The following is a 22,043-nucleotide window of genomic DNA, read 5'->3' as shown; positions in this document are numbered from 1 at the left end:
TGGCCTGCTCCCTTCCGGTGGCATCATTGGCGCAGGACCGATAGAGTGAGTTGAGAATCCCCCTGGGAGCGGGCACGTTTCCCGATCGGTCTCTCGGCCGGGTCGCGCCGATCCCCTTCGGCCGCCACCGACCCGAGCCAGGCTTGAGTCGTCCGCTGGCATCGGCAGAGGAGCCCCCCATGCGTCTCGGGTTGATCGGATCGACCGGGCACTGGCACAGCTATGCCCCGGCCCTCGATCGCATTCCTGGCCTGGAACTCGTTGCGGTCGCTGCGGCCGGGCCGGAGGAATCGACCGGTGCCTTCGACCACGCCCCCGGCCTGACCGTGGAGACCCGCCGCTACGACGACGCCCGCCGGATGCTCGACGCCGAACGGCTCGACCTGGTCCAGGTCTGTGGCCGAAGCGACCGCATCCCCGTCTGGACCCGACTCTGCCTTGAGCGTGGCCTGTCCGTCATGGCCGAAAAACCCCTGGCCATGAATCTGACGACGCTTGAAGACCTGTTCAACACCGCTCGCGCCACTGGAGCCTCACTTGTCCCCATGCACACCATGCGAGGCGTGCCCGAACTGGCCTCCGTGCACCGCGTCGTCCATGCCGGTGCCATCGGCGATCCGCTCCTGAGCTTCAGCCAGAAAAGCTACAAGTGGGGCCGATCGCGCCCCGCCTTCTGGCGCAGCCGAGACACCTTCCCTGGCATCGCCCCCTGGGCCGGCATCCATGCCTTCGACTGGCTCCACTGGATCCTGGGAGACGTCTTCACCGAGGTTTCGGGACACGAGGGAACCGCAGCGCACCCCGACGTTCCCGCCTGTGCCAGCCAGGCGGCCTTCCTGCTCTCCATGCGCAATGGCGGCGTGGCCACCGTCACCCTCGACTACCTCCGCCCCGAGTCCGCTCCCACCCACGGCGACGAACGATTGCGCATTGCCGGAACGCTCGGCGTCGTCGATTTGGCGCTGGCGGATCGCAAGGTCACGCTCACCACCGGCCAGGAACCGCCTCGCGCCCTCTCGCCCGACCCTCAAGTTGATCTGTTCACCCGCTTTGCCCGATCGTTGCGCGGCGAGAGCCCCCCTCCCCTGACCCTTCACGAAGCCTGCCGCATTACCGAAATCGCCCTCAAAGCCCAACTCGCCGCCGACACCCATCAGACGATCACCTTGACCGACTCTCCCTATCGCTCCCCTTGACCGACCCGCAGGGGCTTCGCCAGAGTCGTCGGGCACTGGCGAGGCCGCAAGCAGGGCATGGCCCCGAAGCTCCTTGCAACCGGCGAGGGCCGGGTTTACGATCCGGCTCTCTCCAGATTCGAGGCTCAACCGCCCTCACCGAACGAATCGCGGAACAACCAGCGGCCCATCCCGTTGCGATCCGACCAAAGACTCCGCCAGCCCTGTCGAACTCCCGCTCCTCGACGCAAACTCCAGGTGGTCAGACGAAGCATCGGTCCCCATATTCGACCCCACGAGCGTTACAATCGAAACCTGACCGGAAGCGGCGAGGTCTGCCCCATCGGTCCGTTCTCTCAATCTGTTGACTCCGACGGCCCCCCATGAACCCAACTCCCGACGAGATGCCCGGAGGACTCATGTTCGCGTTTCAGGACGAATCCGGCGACAAGCCGATCCGCTTCCGATGGTTCTCAAGCAATGGGCCGGACTTCAGGCGTCGGGCATTCGGCCTCGCTCTGGCGATGCTGCTCGGGTTCGGAAGCCTGGCCACCGGCGAAGCAACGCCCGAAGCGACCCATCAGATCGAGGACGGCATGGCGCAGGACGTGCCGGCCTTCAGCGACCCGGAGCTCTGGGTTCGGCACGACCTATGGGTCGAGACGGAGTTCGACTCCGACGACGACGGGAAGCCGGATCGGATGCACGTCGGCGTCACACGGCCGAAGCAGACCGAGACGGAGGGCCTCAAGGTGCCGGCCATCTATGTCTCCAGCCCCTACTTCGCCGGGACGGCGGGCTCGGCGCAGTCGCTCATGTGGGATGTCCGGCACGAACTAGGCGACGAGCCGCCCGCACGTCCCGAGCCACCTGAAATCCACCTCCGCGAGAACCGCCCCATCATCTCGAACACGGAGGTCGAGACCTGGCTACCTCGCGGGTTCGCGGTTGTGCATTCGTCATCGCCGGGCACCGGCCTCTCGCAGGGCTGCGTGACGATCGGCGGCGACAACGAGTCACTCGCGCCGAAGGCGGTCATCGACTGGCTCAACGGCCGGGCTCGGGGCTTCACCTCCCCCGACGGCGACGAGACCGTCTCGGCCGACTGGTGCACGGGGAAGGTCGGGATGACCGGCACGTCTTACAACGGCACGCTCGCCCTGGCCGCGGCGACGACCGGCGTCGACGGTCTGGAGGCAATCATTCCGATCGCGCCGAACACGTCCTACTACCACTATTATCGATCCCACGGCCTGATCCGCTCGCCGGGCGGGTATCTCGGCGAGGACATCGACGTTCTCTACGACTTCGTCCGCAGCGGCAACCCCGAACGACGGCCCCACTGCGATTGCACCGTCCGCGACACCGAGATGACCGGGCAGATGGACCGCCTGACCGGTGACTTCAACGCCTTCTGGGCCGGCCGCGACTACCTCAACGACCTCGGCCCGCTGAAGGCCGCGACCCTCATGTCCCACGCCTTCAACGACTGGAACGTCATGCCCGAGCACAGCGTTCGGATCTACCAGGCGATCAAGGCCAAGGGCGTCCCGGCGCAGATCTACTTCCATCAAGGCGGGCACGGCGGCGGGCCGCCCCCGGATCAGGTGAACCGATGGTTCACCCGATACCTGCTCGGCATCGAAAACGGCGTGGAACAGGAACCCCTGGCCTGGATCGTGCGGGAGCAGGACGATCGCACCCAGCCGACCGCGTATCCCGACTATCCGCACCCGGACGCCGAACCGGTTGCCCTGCACCCGACCGCCGGCGCGCCGAAGTCCGGGGGGCTCGTCCTCGACGCTCCCAAGGCCGCTCGGGGAACCGAGACGCTCGTCGACAACGTCTCGTTCGACGGCGCCACGCTCGCGAAGGCCGAATGGACCAATCATCGCCTGCTCTACGCCACCCCCCCCTTGAGCCGCGAGGTTCACCTCTCGGGCACGCCTCGGCTCACCATCCGACTGACCGCGAACAAGCCGGCGGCGAACCTCTCCGTCTGGCTCGTCGCCCTGCCCTGGGAGTCCGGTCCGCGGTCGAGAATCACCGAGAACATCATCACCCGCGGCTGGGCCGACCCTCAGAACTCCCGATCACTCACCGAGAGCGAGCCTCTGACGCCGGGCGAGTTCGTCGAGCTCAGCTTCGACCTCCAGCCGGACGACCAGATCATCCCCCCCGGGCAGCAAATCGCCCTGATGATTTTCTCCAGCGACCGCGACTTCACACTCTGGCCCGAGCCCGGGACCGAGCTGACCATCGATCTCAACGCCACCTCACTGGAACTTCCGGTCGTCGGCGGCGCCGATCGCCTCGCTGAAGCGCTCCACGATCCCAGCGAGGTTGACGCGACGGTAGAAACCTCCGATTGAACGACTCCGGCATCATGCGAACGACCGTCGGTCCCATCCCGTGACCAAGCTGGGCGGATTCCCCTCGTACGCCTCATCCCATGACCCGACCGAGGTCGCAGGCGGAAGCGGCCCGTGGCCCCGGACAGTGGCAGGACCATTCACTGATAACAAACATCTACGCAATTTCATCTCTCCTGTTCGCCATAGCTCGCTCGTAGAGAGACAGGAGTCGCGGCAGACAAACTTCCATGCTGAAGCGATCGCGGATCATCGCGACACCGGCATCTCCGAGGTGGGCGTACCCGCCAGGATCATTGAGCACACGATCGGCCAGGTCGGCCATGCCTTCGATGTCGAAAAAGCCGGCCAGCAGGCCGTTCTTCCCGTGCTGAATCACCTCACGTACCGGGGCCGTGTCCGACGCCAGGACGGTGGCCCCGCAGGCCAGGGCGTTCATCAGTGACCACGACAGGACGAAGGGGACGGTCAGGTAGATGTGCAGGTCGGACAGGTTGAACAGCCGGGCCAGATCGGCCGGCGGGATCAGTCCAAGGAAATGAAAACGCGAGAGGTCGTAGTCGTCGGCGGCCAGGACCCATTGCTTGAACGATGCGCCGCCGGTCACCATGTGATCGCCCCCGTAGCAAACGCGGTCCTCGCCCGCAATGACGACGTGGAGATCGTCGCGGCGCTCGCAAAGCCGTTTGGCGACTTTCATGAAGACATCGAATCCACGCATGGATTCCATACCCCGAGCCGCGTAGGTCAGGAGCTTCGCGTCCTTGGGGAGATCGATGCCGTTGAGTCGACGATCGGGGATGGGCATCGGGCGCCAGATCGTGGTGTCAACGCCATCGAAAACGACTTGGACCTTGTCGCGGTAGGCGGTCGGGAGCCGATCGCGCTGCCAGTGGGTTGGGCTGTAGCCGACGTCGCAGTTCTCGAGGTCCAGCAGAATCATCGCGTTACGGGCCCTTGCCCGCAGGCGGTTAAGCTCCGTCGAAGGGAAATCGGGCCGGAAGTCCATGTCCGAGTCGTGCGGCTGGTAAAAATATTCGAAATAGTTGACGATCGGCACGTCACCGTAGAGCTCTCGCAGGAAGAGCGTGGAACCGAAGCCGGAATGGCCCACGATCAGATCCGGGCGGAGATCGGGCCGGCCCTTCAACGCCTCGTAGACGGCGTGCGTATGCCAGACGGCGTTTTCGAAGGTTCGGCTGCAGTAGTGATTTCTGGGGATCGCGCCGCCGCGGACCCGATACTGGATGCGCTCGATGCCGCCGGACTGCCCCGGAGCCCTCTCCGAGACGAAGGTGCAACGGACGCCCCGTTGCCGGGCCAGGTGGGTCGCGACATGGCCAAACTGGGCTGGAAAGTTCTGATGAACGAAGAGAATGTGCATCAGTTGCTCACCGCATGACACCGGCGAATCTCGCCCAACGACGCCGAGAATCGCTCGAGGACAGTACCCACGCTCCCAGCGCCCCGTTCAAGGGTCGCATGGGTCGAGTGCCCTCCCCCGCGTGGCAGCCGGCGAGCGTCCATGCTCGCCGGTTTTGGGGAGATGGCAAGGTGGAACTGGTCAACGGCGGCGGCGGAGCCGCAACGGTAGGATGTCCTCAACCAGTTCCTGATAGGTTCGCGAGGCGAATGGAGACACCATCGATCCGGCCCCTGGGGCGCCGGGACGCCCACTCTCCGCGAGGGGAATCCAGAGCGGCGGACGGCCTGCCGAGGTGCCTCGGAGGGCCACCCGAGTGCTTGTTGACGCGCCGGACACCGTGTCAGCCAGGTCGATTGCGACCGCGTCCGGCGTTGGGAGGCCCGAGGCATCACGAGGCGTGTGACGGACACCCGCCGAACGAAGCTCTGCCATCAGATCATCCCCGTGCTGATCGACGTCAAGATCAGGCAGCCCCAGAACGTGCCCAAACTCGTGCATCAGCACGGACAGAAGGTCGACACCCTGAGGGGTCGGCCGATCGGCGTGGGTTGGTCCGAATTCCTCGTCGAGATGAGGAGTCGCGTCGAGGAACCAGCCCTGTCCGGCCGCCGTTGGATCGATGAGCATCGCGCCGTCGACGACATACGCGAGGTGATCGCCGGGGAGGTCCTGAATCCAGACCGGCACGCGGGAGAGCCGGTCGGCATCCGGGGCGAACTCGGACCAACGTCGGATCGCTTCCGTGAGCATCGGCGTGAGGTCGGCCACGCCGAGGGGTACGACCGCCGTCGCTGGGTCGCTGGAGCCCGACACGGCGAGCTGGTTCTGGCCGCCACCGAGAACCCTGGAGTCATCGGTCTTGACCGTGAAGGTCTCGAACGCAGTCGATCCCGATCGGCTCCAGAGGCCGAAGCCGCCATCGGTGATCACTGCGTTGTAGACCTTGCTTAGGATCGGCGAGCCATTGAGCGTCACGCTGGCGGTGGTGCCTTTGAGCACCAGGCCGAGCGTGAGGGTGTCGGAAGCCGCGACCGTGGTCGAGGCGTCCACGAACCAGCCGCGTGCCGAGCGGTGGCTCAGGGAAAGCTGCCGGGTTGAACGATCGAAACTTACAACCTTGTAGTCATCGGCACTGTAGACATCGAACGCGAGCCCACCCGCACCGGTCGGGCGGAGGTTACTCGACAGGTCGAGCATGGCGTTGGGGCCAACCCGCAGGGTCAGCGTGTTGAGCGCGGCCTCTGCTCCGTCGGCCGTGCCGATGTAATCCCCTTCGACGAAGTCCCAATGGCCTGTCAGCGGGGCATCGAGCAGCGCGGAAGGCGCATCGAAGTCGAGCGTCTCGTTCAGGGTTACGACGGGAGGGACGCGCTGGACGACGACGTTGTCGATCTGGGCGCGGGCATTGCGGGCACCCAGTCCGACCAGGCCCGTGTTGATGGCATAGGTAAGGCCCGTCTCGTCGACGCGGGGTGTGAACGCATGGCTGAGGGTGAAGAGGTTATTCACGACCAGCGTGACCGCCGAGCCGTTCACGGCGAGGAAGACCGTGTAATCCGCGCCGTCCTTCAGACCACCTTGCACACTTTCCTGCACGAGTGTTGTCCAGCCCTGCGCGGTTCGATGGCCGATCTCCAGCTTGTTTGTAGAGATGTTCACACCCGCGAACTTGAAGTCGGTCGGCGATTGGTAGTCGAAGACCAGATAGGCATTGGCGTTGTAGCCGCGGGTGGGCTTGACGGTATTGATAACCGCCATCGTCTCGAAATAGCTAGGAATGTAGTCGTCTACATAGAAAACGCTCACCGCGTCCCCGCCCGCTTCCGAGGGGGCGACCTCGTAGCGTCCGCCCTTGAAGGACCAGGTGCCGACATCGACCGCGAAGCCCTGGGCCTGGCCGTTGTTGAAGTCGGCGGAGCGGAGCACGTCGCGCTTGCCGCCCGGGATGTTGCCGGCCTGCGGATCGGCGGGGGGTCCGGTCTGGTCTCGCCAAGCGGCGTCCTTTTGGAGCACCAGGCCCAGCTCGCCGAACGGCTCGCCGTTGCGGGCGGGGTCGGCCCCGGTATCGCTTGCGCGGGTGGGGTCGGCTCCGTCCGCCGCCGACAGGGCGTAGAGGAACTCGGCCAACTGCGGCTGGAGCGTGCGGCTGACGGTCGCCATGCCGAAGGGGGCGAACGGAACGAGGTAGCTGTTGTACTCGCCCACCCAGTCGATCAGGCGATCGCCGCCGGTGTTGCCGATCAGGATGTCGCGGCCCGCGCCACCGTACCCGCGGTCCTCGTAGGTCGGGTGCGTGTCGGGCTGGTCGTTCAGGCCGCCGTTGGTGTCCTGATCGTCATCGAGATTGATCAGGTCATTACCCCAGCCACCGTAGACGTTGTCGCGGCCGGTGCCGCCGCCGAGCCAGTCGTTACCGGTGCCGCCGAAGATCGCATCGTCGCCGTCACTCTTGACCGGGCCATACGACGTGCCCTTGGGGCCGCCCGTGGTGCCGCCCGGCTGTTCCGGGCCCTCGGTCTTCTCGAAGTTCAAGAGGAACGGATGCACCGGACCCGGCTCCCCTTTGTTCAGCGAGCCGTCGGCGTTGAGGACGATCTTGCGGAGCGGATCATACTCGTCATACAGAGCAAACTCGCCGGCGCGGAGGCGGTTGTTGGTCTGACGGGCGTCAACATCGACCGGATTGAACGCCAGCACATTACCGGGGTTGAGATTCACGAGAGTCACCGCGTCATACCCCAGGTTGAGCAGCCCGGTCGGGTTCCCCTGATCATCATAAGTCGGCACAGAAGCGTTGCTGAGCACCTCGGCCCCGGAGATCGCGTCGTCGCCGGAGCCCCCGTGGAGCGAGTCGTTGCCCAGGCCGCCGAAGATGATGTCATCAGCGAACGGAATGGGGCCGTTGCCGAGGGCGTCGGGGAACTCGTCGTCGAGGCCGATCCAGTTCGGGTCGACACTGAACGGAGTGAGGTCGACCGTCTTCTTGATCGCACCGGTGGGGTTGATCACGGCGTACTGAATCTGCCCCGGGGTGCTGATGGTTTGCTCGGTCGTCGCGGCGATGCCATAAAGCGGCTCGGCACTGCCGTTGCGGCTGGTGGAGATCAGGCCGTCGTCGCCGATGACGCCGTCATTGCCGGTCCCACCGGAGATCCAGTCGTGCCCGTAGCCGCCGATGAGGTCGTCGTCCTGGGCATTGCCAAACAGCACGTCGCTGCCGGTCATGCCGAAGATCGAGTCGTTGCCGTCTTCGCCGTGGATCATGTCGGGCGCGCCCTGGTCGTAGACCGAGCCGTCCTTGCTGCGGGCAACGCCGTTGACGTATTCCCAAGTATCGCCCTGATAATCCGCGCCGCCGAGCGTGTAGTCGAGCTGCTGCACGGCGCGAGGGATGATCCGTGCGTCGAACGCACTGTCGTATACAAACGTCAGAAATTGCGGATTCGATCCCCCGGCAACAAGCCGGAAGAGATTCGCGTTGTCGCCCATGATCACATCGGCATCGCGCGCCGGGCCAAGCGACTCAGGATCGCCCACGTCATTGCGGCTGATCCGGTTCCCCGCGCCGCCGAAGATGGTGTCGGAGCCGTCGGGCCGCTGCGTCGTGGTGGTCAGCCCGTACAGGGACGAGCTGCCGCCGATCATGTCGTCCTGGCCGAGCCCGCCGTACATGAGGTCGTTGCCGCCGTTGCCTTCCATCGCGTCGTCGCCGTCGGTCGAGGCCTCGGCGATGTTGAAGGCGAGTAACTCGGCGGTGTTCGGGTTGGAGCCGCTATCGGAAACCTGGAGCGCGTGGCTCAGGGTGTCCGGATCACCGTCGTCGGGGGCGATGGCGCCGTCGCCCTGCATCAGGTCATCGCCCAGCTGGCCGAACATGAGGTCGTTGTCGGGACCGCCGGCCATGACGTCGCTGCCGAAGCGGCCTTGCGGATTGGTCTCGATCGCCTCGTCGTGATCGAGGAGCCGGACATCGCGGCCGACCGATCCCGCCGGATCGCGCTGCGGGTCCGCCCCGACGTTCGTGGTGATCGTCTCATGGGTCGTGGTGTAGATCGTTGCGGTGGCGAGCAACCGGAACCGCGGGCTGAGGTCGTCGCCGCGCCGCCAGATGATCGCGTTGTCGCCCGCCAGGACATCGTTGCCTGCGCCGCCGTCCATAAGATCGTTGACGGGGCCGATCGGTGTGAGCATTGCGTGGATCGCCGGAGCGATGAGCTCATCGACGCCGCCGATGACATTGTGGCCGCCGGTCATGTCGTCGTCGCCATCGCTGCCGAAGAGGCGATCGTCGCCCTGACCACCGATGAGGATGTCGTCACCTTCCTCGCCGACGATCCGGTCCCCTTCACCGCCATCGCCGGCCCCGGTGTCGATCGAGAAGAAGTTCCGGGCGTTGAAGCCAGCCAGGGAGCTGAACTGGGGATAGATCCGGCCGTGGTCGCCGAACAGGACGTCGTGATTGCCCGGATCGCCGATGCCGTCGCCATCGTCGCCGTGGATGAGGTCGGCATCCGTCCCGCCAAAGACGACATCCCGGTCGTTGCCACCGACGATCAGATCGCGTCCGCCCAGGGTGGGGTCGGTCGTGGTGATCAGGTCCAGCGTGCTGATGTCGGTGTCCGGGACGGCGAAGGCCGCGGCGAGCGCCGGGTTCTCGACCGCGACGTCGATGCCGGTGATGTCCTCCAGTCGACCGGAGGAGAGCCATTCGAGCCGTCCGTTGTCGCCGAGTAGAACGTCGTCGCCGAGACCGCCGTCGAGGGTGTCGCCCTCGAAGCCGCCCAGCACGATGTCGTCGCCGTCGTTCCCGAAGATCAGATCCCGCCCACCGAGGCCGGGATCGATCGTCTGGACCAGGAAGATGATGTTGTTCTGCAGGTCAATGCGGCCATGATCACCGAGCAGGATGTCGTTGCCATCGTTCCCCGCGATCAAGTCATCCGCCGTGCCGCCGAGGGCGATGTCGTCGCCATTGCCGCCCTCGATCGTGTCGTTGTGGCCGAACAGCGGGTCGGTCGTGGTGATGAAGTCCAGGGTGGTGAGGTCGGCATCGTCGTTGAACTCCAGCGCCCCGTTGTCGCCCAGCAGGATGTCGTTCCCGTCGTTGCCTTCCAGGGAATCTTCTCCGTATCCGCCGAGGATCGAGTCGTTTCCGTCGCCGCCCTGCGCCGAGTCATCGCCGCCGTACTGCGGCGCGATCGTCTCGATGCGCTCGATGACGTTGGAGGCATTGCGGGTGATCCAGCCATTGTCTCCGAGGATGACGTCATGACCGAGCCCACCGAGCAGCAGGTCGCCGCCGACGCCGGTTGTGTCGTTTCCACCCGAACCGCCGATGAGGATGTCGTGCCCCCCGCTCCCGTCAATGGTGTCCTTGCCACCGTAATCGGGGTCGGTCGAGAACAGGTCGTTGGCGTCGGCGGACCCATCGGACCGGACGGCCACACCATGATCCCCGAAGAGGACATCGGTGCTCTCATCCTCGCCCCCGAAGATCACATCATCGCCGAAGCCGCCGAAGACCGTGTCGGGTTGGTCGCCACCCTGGATCGTGTCGTTGCCGCCGTCGGTCGGCTCAATCGTCTGAATCCGGAGGATTTCGTCGGTCGCGTTTCGGATGATGAGCGCGTGGTCGCCGAGAATGACATCCGCGTCGTTGTCGCCGGAGATCAAATCGGCATCGGTGCCACCGATGAGGATATCGTCGCCCGAGCCACCCTCAATCGTATCCTGGCCGCCGTCCGCCGGGGCGGTGGTGAAGACCCGGAACGCCTCGGGGCTGCCGTCATCGAACACAACCGCGCCGTTGTCGCCGAAGATGATGTCATTCAGCGATCCGCCGACCAGTGAATCGTCGCCGAAGCCGCCGAACAGGGTATCTCGCCCTCCTCCGTCACCAAACGCAACGTCATCGCCACCGATGGTTGTCTCGGTCGTCTCGATTCGGAGGACGTTGAGGGACTCATTCCGCACGATGATGCCGTGGTCGGCGATGATGATGTCGTTGCCCAAGCCGCCGCTCAGGCTGTCGCCACCGATTCCATGCCAGTCGTCGTCGCCGGTGCCGCCGAGGATCGTATCGTCGCCGTCACCACCCTCGATCGTGTCCTTGCCGCCGTACTGGGGATCGGTAGTGAAGATGTCGTGCTCCTCGAGCGAGCCGTCGGCCAGCACCACGACGCCGTGATCGCCAAGGAGGATATCGTTGCCGGTGCCGCCGAGGATCGAGTCGTCGCCCCGGCCTCCGAAGATGGTGTCGTGGCCCGCGCCCCCTTGAATCGTGTCGTTGCCGCCAAACTCGGGTTGAGACGTGAACAGGCGTTGGATTACCCCGGCAACGAACGTGATCGTGGCCTGATCGCCGAAGATGATGTCGTTGCCGAGATCGCCGAAAATGGAATCGTCGCCGGGTCCACCCATCAAGGTATCGTCGCCACCACTGCCGAAGAGGGTGTCGTTCCCGAAGGAGCCGACTCCAGTGGTAGACAAGGAGACATACTGCGTGTTGGATCGGCTGCCCTGGTCGCCGACAATCAGATCACGCCCCGTACCACCGGCGGCGTCGCCCACGAGATGGTCCGCGCCACCGCCGCCGAAGATGACATCGTCCCCCAGCCCGCCGAAGGCGGTGTCGTTGCCCGAGCCGCCGCTCGGGTTCGTGACCAGGAGGCCGGCGGCTCGATTGATGGTGCCATTGTCGCCGAGAATCCAGTCGTCACCGGCGTCGCCGACGATCGAGTCGGCCCCATCGAGTCCGCCATCAATCAGATCACCGACCACCACGGAGGAACCCCCGATCAGAACATCACCACCCGTCCCGCCGAGAATCGTGTCGTTCCCCGCGCCACCCTCGACCAGGTCGTTGTCTTGCTGGCCGTAAATGACGTCGTTGCCGGCGTTGCCGAAGAGGGTGTCGTCGCCTGTGCCGCCCTCGATGGTGTCGTACCCGGCCTGGCCGTAGATCAGGTCATTCCCGGCTCCGCCGAAGATCTGATCGTCACCCGCGCCGCCGATCAGGGTGATCGAGCCGATGATGCCGTTCCCACCGAGGATCGTGTCGTTGCCGGCGTCACCGTGAATGGTGTCGTTCCCGTCCGGGAGATCGGCTGGGTCGGAGCTGCCGCCGATCAGACGGTCGTTGCCGAGACCGCCAAAGATCAGATCATTGCCGGTGCCACCCTCAATCAGATCATCGCCGTCCTCGCCACGAAGGGTGTCGGTATCCGCGCCGCCCTGGATCGTGTCGTTGCCGAGGCCGCCGAGGATCGAGTCGTTGCCGACGTCACCGAACAGCAGGTCATGACCATCCTCACCGAAGATGGTGTCGTTGCCGAGGCCGCCATCGATCTCGTCGTCCCCCTCCTGGCCGTGGATTTCGTCATCCCCGTCCTCGCCGAAGATCGTATCGTTGCCGGCCTCGCCGTAGATCTCATCGTGGCCGTCGTCGCCGTGGATCTCATCGTGACCTGCGCCCCCGAAGATGGTGTCGTTGCCGGAACCGCCGTGGATCTCGTCGTCTCCCTCGCCGCCATCGATCTCGTCGTGGCCTGCGCCGCCGTGGATGGTATCGTTGCCTTCGCCACCGATCAGCACATCCTCCTGATCGCCTCCGTCGAGAGAATCGTTCCCCTCGCCGCCTTGAATGCGGTCGATCCCCGCGCCACCGTAAAGGGAGTCGTTCCCGAAGGCGCCCTGAATCGTGTCGTCGCCGGAGCCTCCGTGAATCTCGTCGTCGTTGTCGCCGCCCTGAAGTTCGTCGTTGCCGCCACCGCCGCGCAGCGTGACCGGCCCGACATTGGCCCCCTCAACGAGCAGAATGTCGTTGCCGTCCTGAGCGGTCTCGCCGCTGCGGAAATCGCCCCAGATCTCCGTCGCGGTGAGCACGCCGTTGAGCACGACGTTATCGTTCCCCGCGCCGCCTTCGCCCTCGATCTTCGAGAAGCCGCCATTGACGGTTTCCGTGATCCCGAAGGCCGAGATCGTGATGACCTCACTGCCCGCCGATCCGCTGACATGCGTGATCGTGAAGAACTCGTCGTCGTCCACTGCGCCTTCTTCACGGTCTCCAGCGCGAGGCCCCATGTTCAGGATCAGCGTATCGCCTTCGATCGTGTACAAGCTGGGCTCTTCACAACTGTAGCTGAAATCGAGGAGCGTGGCGGTTGCGATCTCAAACGTCTTCTTGACGCTGAACGGCCCGAACCCGACCTTCACAAACGCGGAGAGCCCGACCGTGAGCCGACCATCAATGTCGAAGATGCAAAGCGGGAAGTTCTCGATCAGCTCATCGAGATGCACCTTGCCGTCACTGTTGGGATCGTTGAGGTTCCCGTCGATCTCGGCGTATAGACCGCCACCCACGCCCGCCGAGGCGATGACGACGTTGATCGCGCCGAACGCCTCGATACTGGCCCTGAGCTCGACCTCGGGAATATCGGGACCGGTGCCGAAGGCGTTGGCGGTGTCACTCACGTAGAATCCGTAGAAAATCTTCTCCGGGTCGTCGAACCCGCTATCGGCGAAGAGGCGAAGGCCTCGGGTGTCATAACCGAAGACGAAATCGACGGCGGCACTCACCGCTCCGTTCAACTGCACACCGAGCGGGCCGAGGATCGGGAAGAAGATTTCGGTCGTGAAGTCGAGACTCAGGCGAGGCATGTCGAAGGCCATCAGCTCGACATCCTGGCCCAGGAGGAGCTTGAAGGCGATCGTTGGGTCGTCGAGGATCGGGAACGAGAGCGCATTGCCGGCGCCGCCGATTGCGTCGCCCGCGAACTGTTCGATCAGGCTCCGAGCCTCGTCGGCCACCGAATCTCCCGCCAGTCCTGCCAGATAGTCGAGCGCGCTGTCGGCGAGACCACCGACCACGTTCGGGTCGATCGTCGAGAGGCTGAAGCCCGCCGCTCGGATATCGGTGCCGACGCCGAGTTCAAAGTTCCCCAATGGGATGAAGATGTTGTCGGAGCCCGACATGGTCGAAACCTGCGAAGCGACCCGGTCGATCAGATTGATGATCTCGATCGCGCTGGCGATGGCTCCGACCTGAGGCGCGACCTCCGAGGGGAAGGCCAGGGCCAGATCGAGCAGGCTGATCTCGTCGACGGGCGTCGAGTCCCCTCCTGCGGCAATGATCAGGTCTCGGAGCGGCCCGACGTCGGAGAAGACGGGCAATCGGGCGTTAATCACTTCGAGGACCGGCCGGATCGGCTCGATGATCTGGTCAATCGTTCCCAGGATGGGCCCAACGAAATCGGAGAAGAACGAGCCGAGGTCGAGTCGCACGTTGTTGAACGCGAGATCCGGCGCGCCGCCACCGAAGGTTTCGGAACTCTCGGCGGTGTTGCCGCTCATCGACCAGGTCAGGTCAATGTCGGAGAGCAGCGAGGGGAACACGGCCGAACCGGCGAAGCTCACCCGGGCATCGAGGTTAATGTCGACGCTGGCTTCGAACCCGGCGTCGACAAGACTCCCCAGGTTCGACGCCGCCGAGGCGATTTCGGTGAAGGTCAAGCGGCCGTCGTTGCTCGGGTCGAGCAGGTCGATGGTGAACGAACCGGACACCTCGCTCGGCGGCCGTGCCGGATCGCTGCCGTCGGCATCCTTGAGCTGGAGCGTCAGGAATCCGAGCGAGCCGCTCAGGTCCATGCCGGGAACACTCAACGCCAGCTCAACCTCCAGCTCGTTCATCGCCGACGTGTCGAAGAAGAAACCGTGCGTCTTGCTCACACCGACGCCAAACTGGAACGTGTACCCCAGCTCAACCTGAACCGTGGACCCCGGCGCGGCCTGCAAGCCCAGCCCAGGCAGGCCGATGTCGAACGCGAACGACTCGCTGAGCACCGTCGAGGTCTTCTGGAACAGGAACGGGAAAAGAATCTGGTCGCTGTCCAGTTCGTAGGGCACGTCCTCGGGATCGATCGCGTTCGGGTCCCCACCCGTCTCGGGATCGAGCTGGAGAATGTCGAGGCCCGGAGGGCCGAGCGCCTCGAAGATCGCCGTCTGCACGGTGAGCAAGGCCTGGTCGGGAGCATCCTTCAGCTTCTGGATCACATTGCTCCGGATCTCGCTGATGAACGTGGCTGCATCCTTGAAGTTGGTGCCGATCAGCGGGATCGAGACGTTGAACACGCGGCTCTTGAGTCCGTCCTCGATCGTTCCCAGCAACAGGTCCAGCCCGTCGATGAGCAGGCCAAGCTGGTTGAGTAGATCCAGGTTGCCCAGGAAATCCGTCACTGCACTGGCGATGTCGGGCGTGATGACGGAGGCGCTGCCCAGGTCCGTGATGTCGCTGACCGTGATGGCGAGCACGTTGTCCGGCACGCCGTTGCTGTCCTCATCGTTGGTCGTTCCACCGAGCGGGGTGCCCTGGTCCGGGAAGAACAGCGGCAGGGAGACCTCCGCACCTCCCTGGAGCGTCACATTGACGATGCTGGTGTCGAGATCCGGCAGGAAGTACCGGCCACCGGTGACGGAATTCAGATCGACCGTGAAGGCCGCCGGATCGGTGGTCGCGAGATCACCGTCGGCATCGAGCACCGCGACACCGTCCACGACAAACGCGCCAAGCGGTCCGATCGCGACGGAAAAATCCAGATCCTCCGCGACCAGCCGGGCCGTCAGCTCCAGCCCGGTCGTGTCTTCGATGAACGGCGCGGGCGTGAGGGGATTCGATAGATCCAGTCCGAAATGCAGGGCCAAAGTCGCCCCCGCTTCCACCTGGATCAGACCCGAGCCGCTGACGTCGATCAGCGAGGTGATCCCCGCCAGCAACGGATTGCCACCGGCGATGGCGTCCAGATCCAGATTGAACGGGATCGGACCGCTGTCGGAGACCGCTTCGAGGTTCAGGTCGAACCGCAGGACGTCGGGGCCATCGAGCACCAGGACGATCGTACCGGGTGCGACCCCAAGCGCCGTTTCGAGCCGATCGGCGAGAACCTGCAGCGTGCCGGCCGACGGCCCCGATTCGAGCGCCGTCACGAAGCTGTCGAACTGGTCGACGAAGCTGACCAGTTCACTGATGCTCTGATCGACTAGGGGAAGTTTGTAGGACAGGAACGAGAAGCTCTGCACGCTGTCGAGATAGCTCGTCAGCGCCTTGAAGGCGTTAACAAAGGTGCTAAAGCCGACGTTCTCGAAGTTGAGCAGTTCGTCAAAATTGGTAAACGTCGGGGTAAAGTTTGCCAGGTTCGTGAGATCCGGGAACTCGAAGCTGGCCGAGGGCGAGCTGTTGAGTGGGATGACGTTGTCCGCGATGGTGATTTGCGGCAAGCTAAGGCTTCCGCTGCCGTTGATGTCGAACGCCCCCAGACTGGCGGGGTTGACCACGATGCCGCTTGTCAGCTCGTTGAGTGTGAGCCGCGAAACCCCGGGCTGATTCGGCTTGTGCAGCGCCAGGCTGGCGGCCAGGCTCGCCGCTGCTGCTCCCTCGGTCAGCTCCAGACCGAGGAACCCGAACTGGGCGGTGGCCGCAAGATCTACCGCGGCAATGGCGAGGTTGGCGGCAAACGACACGTTGTCGAGCGAGAGCCGCTCAAGCAGGTACAGGCCAAGGCTCAGTGGGTCATCCTCATCCGGCACCGGATACTCATCGGTAAACGGCGTGAGGTCGATGATCACCGTAAAGGCCAGATCAAGATCCGCGTCAACCTCGATCGTACTTGACGTGCTGAACTCCCCAAGCGAGCCGAGGCTGAGGTCCAGGTTGATCGGTACGGTCTGGGTGTCGAGCACGTGGTTAAAGTCGAAGGCGATCGACAGCTCGTTGGTGATCGGGTTGTAGTCGAGGCCCGTTCCGGGCGCGAGGACATCGACGAGATTCTCGACGAGTTGCTGAAGCGTGGCGAAGTTCGGTGTCGGCGAATTCGTGATCCGGTCGATCAGCTCGCTTTCCAGGATGCTCTCGAGCGGGAGGAGGCTGCCGAGCGTCGTACCCGAGGTCAGTGGGATCGGCGAGTTGAAGAGGCTCGAATTGCGCAGGGATTCGAGCTTCTCGCGGATCGACTGAACCGCCCCCAGGATGCTCTCCGGGGTCAGCTGGTTGAAGTTCAACCCGTCGTCGAGGCCCGTCTGTGAGAACTGCGGGGGCGTGGCATCGAACAGGTCACTGTCGTTGAGCAGCAACGTGCCGTCGAGGTTGAAGGTACCGATGGTCGCGGCCACAGGAAGACTCACGGCCAGCGTCCCCGCTGGCGAGAGGTCCACCAGCTCGTCGAGCGACGTACCGACCAGCTCGCTGAGCGTGATGCGGCCGTTGGCGTCGGGGTCGTTGAGCGTCAGTTCGACGCTGGCCGCCAGTTCGGCCTCACCGTCGCTGATCGTCGTCGCCAGGAAACCGAGGTTCGCGTCGAACGCCAGGTCGGCCGCCGACACGGAGCCGCCCGCCGAGAAGGCGTCGACGACCACAAAGAACGCCTCAGAATTTGCGAGGCCCTCTGTGAGATCCAGCCCGAACGTGAAGTCCAACGTGAGCGAGGTCTCGAACGCCGCCGACGGTAGGGCTCCCGGATCGAACCCAAAGTCATTCTCGCCCAGATTGATCGGCAGAACCTCGGAGCGGCTTGGTGAGAAGGCCAGCGAGTAGGTCAAAACCTCGTCGTCGAGAAGCTGATTGACCTCACCAAGCCCGAGCGAGTTGAGCAGGTCTCGCAGCCCGTTCGGCGTCGGGTCGATCGAGTCGAGATAGGTCTGTGCAGGGGTGACGATCTGGCTGCGGAGCAACCCGCCGATGTCGAGGCTTTCTCCCAGAGTCGTTCCGACGAATGGGAGCTGTTGCGCGAGGTTCTCGAACTGGTCGATGGAATCGGCCCAGGACGCGATCGTGTCCAGCCCCGAGCGCAACGCCTGCACCTGGCTGGCCGGGAACGGAAGATCACCGTTGAGCAGAACGCGCTGCTCCAGGGCTTCCACGTGGAATTCCTCAGGATTCCGGAGATGTTGGGCCGGCTTCACGGCCTTGGTTCCCCTGGCTCCCCGAACATCCTGACCACGAGTGACACGACGGTTCCAGAAACGCTTCATCGTCCGTTCCTTCCTCGCAAGAGATGTGCAACCGAGGGGGTGAATTCACGTTGTGAGCGAAGCGCGATCCTGGGAAAAGAACCAACGAGACAGACCTATCAAGGCACGAAACTGTCTTGAGATCATCAAAATATAATGATCGTGCGACGAGGTGGTTCAACCGGGGCGAATGGATAGTCCTGCGGGCAGCCTGCCCACCATCCTTCATCCCCCCGAATCCGACTCCGTTCCGAGTTCCTTATGCACGTGCGTGGATGGTTCATCCTGTCTCCTGCAACTCCCTGAGATCGTGGGAGTCGCGTCCAACACAATTCACTTTCCTATCAACACAAGCCAATTGATCAGCGGTCGATTTTCCTCCGAGACAAGAGTTTGTGAATAAAATGCACTACGAGTGACACAGAGCAGAGAATCAAACAACTTCGAATCGTGCGTGTCTTGGCACGCCACCGGGATCGATTGTTCCAATGCCAAGGCGCAGATTATCTGGAGCGAAGCCCAGAAGGACACCGCAAACATTATGGACAAATTTTTATTCGTACTATACTCTTATACTGATTTCTCACGAATTTATAAAAGTCTACTGGTAGACGCAAATCATTTTTCCGAATCAGCAAAAAAAATAAGGGGTTCCGTGCTTGGTGGTTTGGGATCACGTCCAGAGGATTACACAAAGACTTTCGAATCGTGTTGGGGATGATTCGCGACCTCGCCTCTTCGCAACTGCTCCCGATCCTGAAGCAACGCCATTCCAGTCGCAGGACCGCGACGAGATCGACTCGCTGCCGGAGCAGGCCCGGGGCAGCTTCCCGCGGTTACGATGGAACTGGACCAACGTAGCATAAAAGGCGGCCGTCGGTCGGTTGTCCCGCACCGACACCTGGACCGGGATGATGAGCGGACGACCGAGAGGAGCAAGACGATGGTCCGACTGACGTCGCAACAATTTCCAAGAAGTTTTCGACGTCTTTACCCTTCGTAACGGTGCATCCCACACACGCGATCAAGGACGATCCTTCAGCAACGCACGGAGCTGCTGGTTCTCCTGCTCCAGGTCAGCGATCCGTTCCTGACAGTGCACCAATTCCTCGGTCCACTCGACGAGTCTACGATACTCGGCGGCAGCATCATCCACTGCCGCCTCGAGCTCCTCGGGCTGCCAGGGCTTACTCAGATATCGGTAGACGTGCCCTTGATTGATCGCCGCGATGACCGAGTTGATGTCGGCATAGCCGGTGAACAGCATGCGGATGGCCTCGGGGTAGCGGCTCTTGACCTTCTGGAGCATTTCGACCCCGGAGACCTCGGGCATCCGCTGGTCGGTCATGATGATCTCGACCTCATGCTGGGCCATCAGCTCGATCGCCTCGGCGGCGCTGTGGGCACGCAGGACGTGGTACTTGTGACGCAGCAGGTGAGAGACCGAGTTGCAGACCTCCGGTTCGTCATCGACGACCAGCAGGCAGGGCTTGTGCGGTGCGGTCATCGTGTTGTCCCTTTCCTTCGAGAGGTAAGATCACCCGGAACCGGCTTCCCTGGCCGGGGGTACTCTGGACCTCGATGCGGCCGCCGTGGTCCTGAATGATCCCGTGGCTGATCGCCAGCCCCAGGCCGGTCCCCTGCCCGACCGGCTTGGTCGTGAAGAAGGGGTCGAAGATCCGCGCGAGGTTCTCGGCCGGGATGCCGCAGCCGTCGTCGGCAATCTCGAGAACGACCCCGTCGTCGGCCACCCGGGTGCGGATCTCGATCCGGCCTTCCCCCCGGTCGGTCGCCTCAATCGCCTGCAGGGCATTGACCAGCAGGTTCAGGATCACCTGATTGACCTGGGCTGGAGCGCAGACCACCGGGGGGAGCTCGCCGAGATCCTGGTCCACCTGGATGTGTCGCCGGCTCAGCCGGCCCCGGATCAGTTCCAAACTGCTGGTGATCGCCTCGTGAAGATCCACCCGGTCGACGGCCGCCTGATCGAGCCGGGCAAAGCCGCGCAGGTTCTGCACGATGTCGGCGACCCGCTTAACCCCCTGGCGAGTGCTGACCAGGATCGGGCCGAGGTTCTCACGCAGGTATGGCAGGTCGATCGTCTCGGCGAGGTCGAGCAATTCCGCGGCGATCTCTGGCTGGTTCGCTTCCAGTTCCGGTCGGATCGTCTCGCAGACCTCTGCCAGGGTGATCAGCCCCCGCAGATCCCGCTCGATCACGGCCAGATTATTGGCCACGTAGGCCAGGGGGTTGTTGATCTCGTGCGCGACCCCGGCGCTGAGCAGGCCGAGCGAGGCCAGCTTCTCCGACTGGACGACCCGAGCGTGCATTTGCTGGCGCTCGGTCACGTCGCGGATCGCTCCCAGGAAGGCGAGCCCTTCGGGGAGTTCGAGGACCGACAACGAGAGTTCCAGAGGGAAGGTTTCTCCACTTTTGCGCTGGCCTCGCAATTCGACCGTGCGGCCGATGACCCGTGGTTCTCGGGTCTCGAGGTAGCGTTGCAAGCCCTGCTGGTGGGCGTCGCGCGATTCCTCCGGCATCAGCAGGGTGAGCGGCTGCCCCACGACCTCCCGCTCCGTGTAGCCGAAGGTCTGCTGGGCGGCCGTATTGAAGAGGGTGATGCACCCCTGCTGGTCGGCCACGACGATCGCATCCTGGGTCCCCTCCGTGAGCTGTCGGTAGCGTTGCTCCGAGGCCCGCAAGCCCTCCTCGACCCGCTTCAGCTCGGTGATGTCCTCCTCGATCGCGACGTAATGCGTAATGCCCCCCTGGGGATTCCGGATAGGGGAGATGGAGGCCGATGCCCAGTAGAGTTGGCCATCCTTCTTCCGATTATGAAATTCCCCCCGCCACTCCTGGCCGGAGGTGATCGTCTGCCAGAGCCGACGATAGTCCTCGGGCGGGGTGCGCCCCGATTTCAAGATCCGAGGATTTTTGCCGAGAACCTCGGTCATCGAGTAGCCGGTGACCCGCGCAAAAGCGGGATTCACGTACTCGATCTGGCCCTGACCGTCGGTGATCACCACGAGGTTGGCACTCTGTTCGACGGCGCGGGAGACCTTGAGCAACTCTCCCTCTGCCCGCCGGCGCTCGGCGATCTCCCGTTGCAGGGTGTTGACGGTGTCGGCAAGCTCCTGCGACCGTTGTTCGGCGGCCGCGCTGCGTTCGGCCACGCGTTGTTCCAGCATCAGGTTGACCGTCCGGAGCTGATCCTCGGCCCGGCGATAAATCTGGAACGTATTCCCAAGCACAATGACGTAGGCCAACAGGCGGAGCAGGTGCCACCACCACCAGTCAGACTCCCAGATCCGGGAGAACGGAAACACCAGGCCCGCCACACCGAACAGCAACAGTAAATTGGCGAAGAGCAGTTCATCCGAATGGCCCGTCCGCCAGTAGAAAATCAGGAATCGCGCCGCCGCGACGACGAAGCACAGGCCTCCCAACACGTTGATCGTCTTGGCGGTGGCCGTGAACGCTCCCCCGTCGACCTCAACCATTAGGGGGATCATGCCGGGAGTGGTGATCGCGAGGACGCCGAAGAGCACCGTCACGACCAGAATCAGGCCTGACAGGGCGGCAACCGCCCCGGTTCGGGTGGCCCGCTCTGGCAACCAGACCAGCAGGTGCAGGAATCCCCCCACCAGGGTCGCGGTGCTCCGCAACCAGACAAACGATTCGCCGGGCTCCACGGCGGCATGAAATCCGTCCAGCACCCCCATGCCGATCAGGGCATTCGAGGTCCAGAGGTAATGCGCCGAGCGGGCCTTATTCAGCCACAGGAAGCGGAGCACGACCGCCAGCGTGAGCCCGGCGAACGCCCCCAACGCCTCGACGACGGAATGGAACGGGACGTGAACCCACCGCCGGTCTGCGAAGCGAAGATCGGCCAGCCAGATGATGACCGCGGGGGCAATGGCACCGAGCAGCAGGGTGATCGCAACTCCGGTCGTCAGCCTTGCTCTGCTCATCGTGCGCTCTCCTGAAGCTGGGAGCGGACAGAGGACGAGGAGCGGGTGAACGCATCAATCTGTTTCCTCGACGCAAGCATACGCCTGGTCGATCCGGAGA

General features: G+C 63.9%; 6 protein-coding genes. 2 read left to right on the top strand and 4 right to left on the bottom strand.

The features are described 5' to 3' along the window. Positions 1-179: 179 nt before the first annotated feature. A complete protein-coding gene (locus GA615_RS02230; protein ID WP_152049610.1) occupies positions 180-1,196 on the top strand; it encodes a Gfo/Idh/MocA family protein in 1,017 nt (338 codons plus the stop codon). A gap of 503 nt (positions 1,197-1,699) precedes the next feature. After that, complete coding sequence (locus GA615_RS02225; protein ID WP_152049707.1) at positions 1,700-3,547, top strand: Xaa-Pro dipeptidyl-peptidase; 1,848 nt, start codon at positions 1,700-1,702, stop codon at positions 3,545-3,547. 157 nt (positions 3,548-3,704) lie between these two features. On the opposite strand, the gene GA615_RS02220 is transcribed toward GA615_RS02225, so the two are convergent. From GA615_RS02220 to GA615_RS02205, 4 genes are all read right to left on the bottom strand, one after another. Then, positions 3,705-4,931 carry a glycosyltransferase gene (locus GA615_RS02220; protein WP_152049609.1) on the bottom strand — a complete coding sequence of 409 codons (1,227 nt, stop codon included), beginning with the start codon at positions 4,929-4,931 and terminating at the stop codon, positions 3,705-3,707. 180 nt (positions 4,932-5,111) lie between these two features. Beyond that, on the bottom strand, positions 5,112-17,993 hold the full coding sequence (locus tag GA615_RS02215) for an LEPR-XLL domain-containing protein (RefSeq protein WP_152049608.1): 12,882 nt from the start codon (positions 17,991-17,993) through the stop codon (positions 5,112-5,114). A 1,003-nt stretch (positions 17,994-18,996) separates the two neighbouring features. Then, the gene (locus tag GA615_RS02210; RefSeq protein ID WP_152049607.1) at positions 18,997-19,479 is read right to left on the bottom strand and encodes a response regulator; all 483 of its coding nucleotides are present in this window, start codon (positions 19,477-19,479) and stop codon (positions 18,997-18,999) included. Continuing rightward, a complete protein-coding gene (locus tag GA615_RS02205; protein WP_152049606.1) occupies positions 19,439-21,943 on the bottom strand; it encodes a PAS domain-containing sensor histidine kinase in 2,505 nt (834 codons plus the stop codon). The genes GA615_RS02210 and GA615_RS02205 overlap by 41 nt, the downstream gene beginning before the upstream one ends. Between the last annotated feature and the right edge of the window lie 100 nt (positions 21,944-22,043).

This window comes from Tautonia marina (assembly GCF_009177065.1).
Classification (GTDB): Bacteria; Planctomycetota; Planctomycetia; order Isosphaerales; family Isosphaeraceae; genus Tautonia; species Tautonia marina.
The sequence above is the reverse complement of the archived record's forward strand: the minus strand, read 5'-3'. Positions and strand labels throughout refer to the sequence as shown.

What these genes read in the sequence shown, in the direction of transcription:
- GA615_RS02215 (WP_152049608.1), bottom strand. Translation starts at nt 17,993, where the DNA reads ATGAAGCGTTTCTGGAACCGTCGTGTCACTCGTGGTCAGGATGTTCGG.
- GA615_RS02210 (WP_152049607.1), bottom strand. Translation starts at nt 19,479, where the DNA reads ATGACCGCACCGCACAAGCCCTGCCTGCTGGTCGTCGATGACGAACCG.
- GA615_RS02220 (WP_152049609.1), bottom strand. Translation starts at nt 4,931, where the DNA reads ATGCACATTCTCTTCGTTCATCAGAACTTTCCAGCCCAGTTTGGCCAT.
- GA615_RS02225 (WP_152049707.1), top strand. Translation starts at nt 1,700, where the DNA reads ATGCTGCTCGGGTTCGGAAGCCTGGCCACCGGCGAAGCAACGCCCGAA.
- GA615_RS02205 (WP_152049606.1), bottom strand. Translation starts at nt 21,943, where the DNA reads ATGAGCAGAGCAAGGCTGACGACCGGAGTTGCGATCACCCTGCTGCTC.
- GA615_RS02230 (WP_152049610.1), top strand. Translation starts at nt 180, where the DNA reads ATGCGTCTCGGGTTGATCGGATCGACCGGGCACTGGCACAGCTATGCC.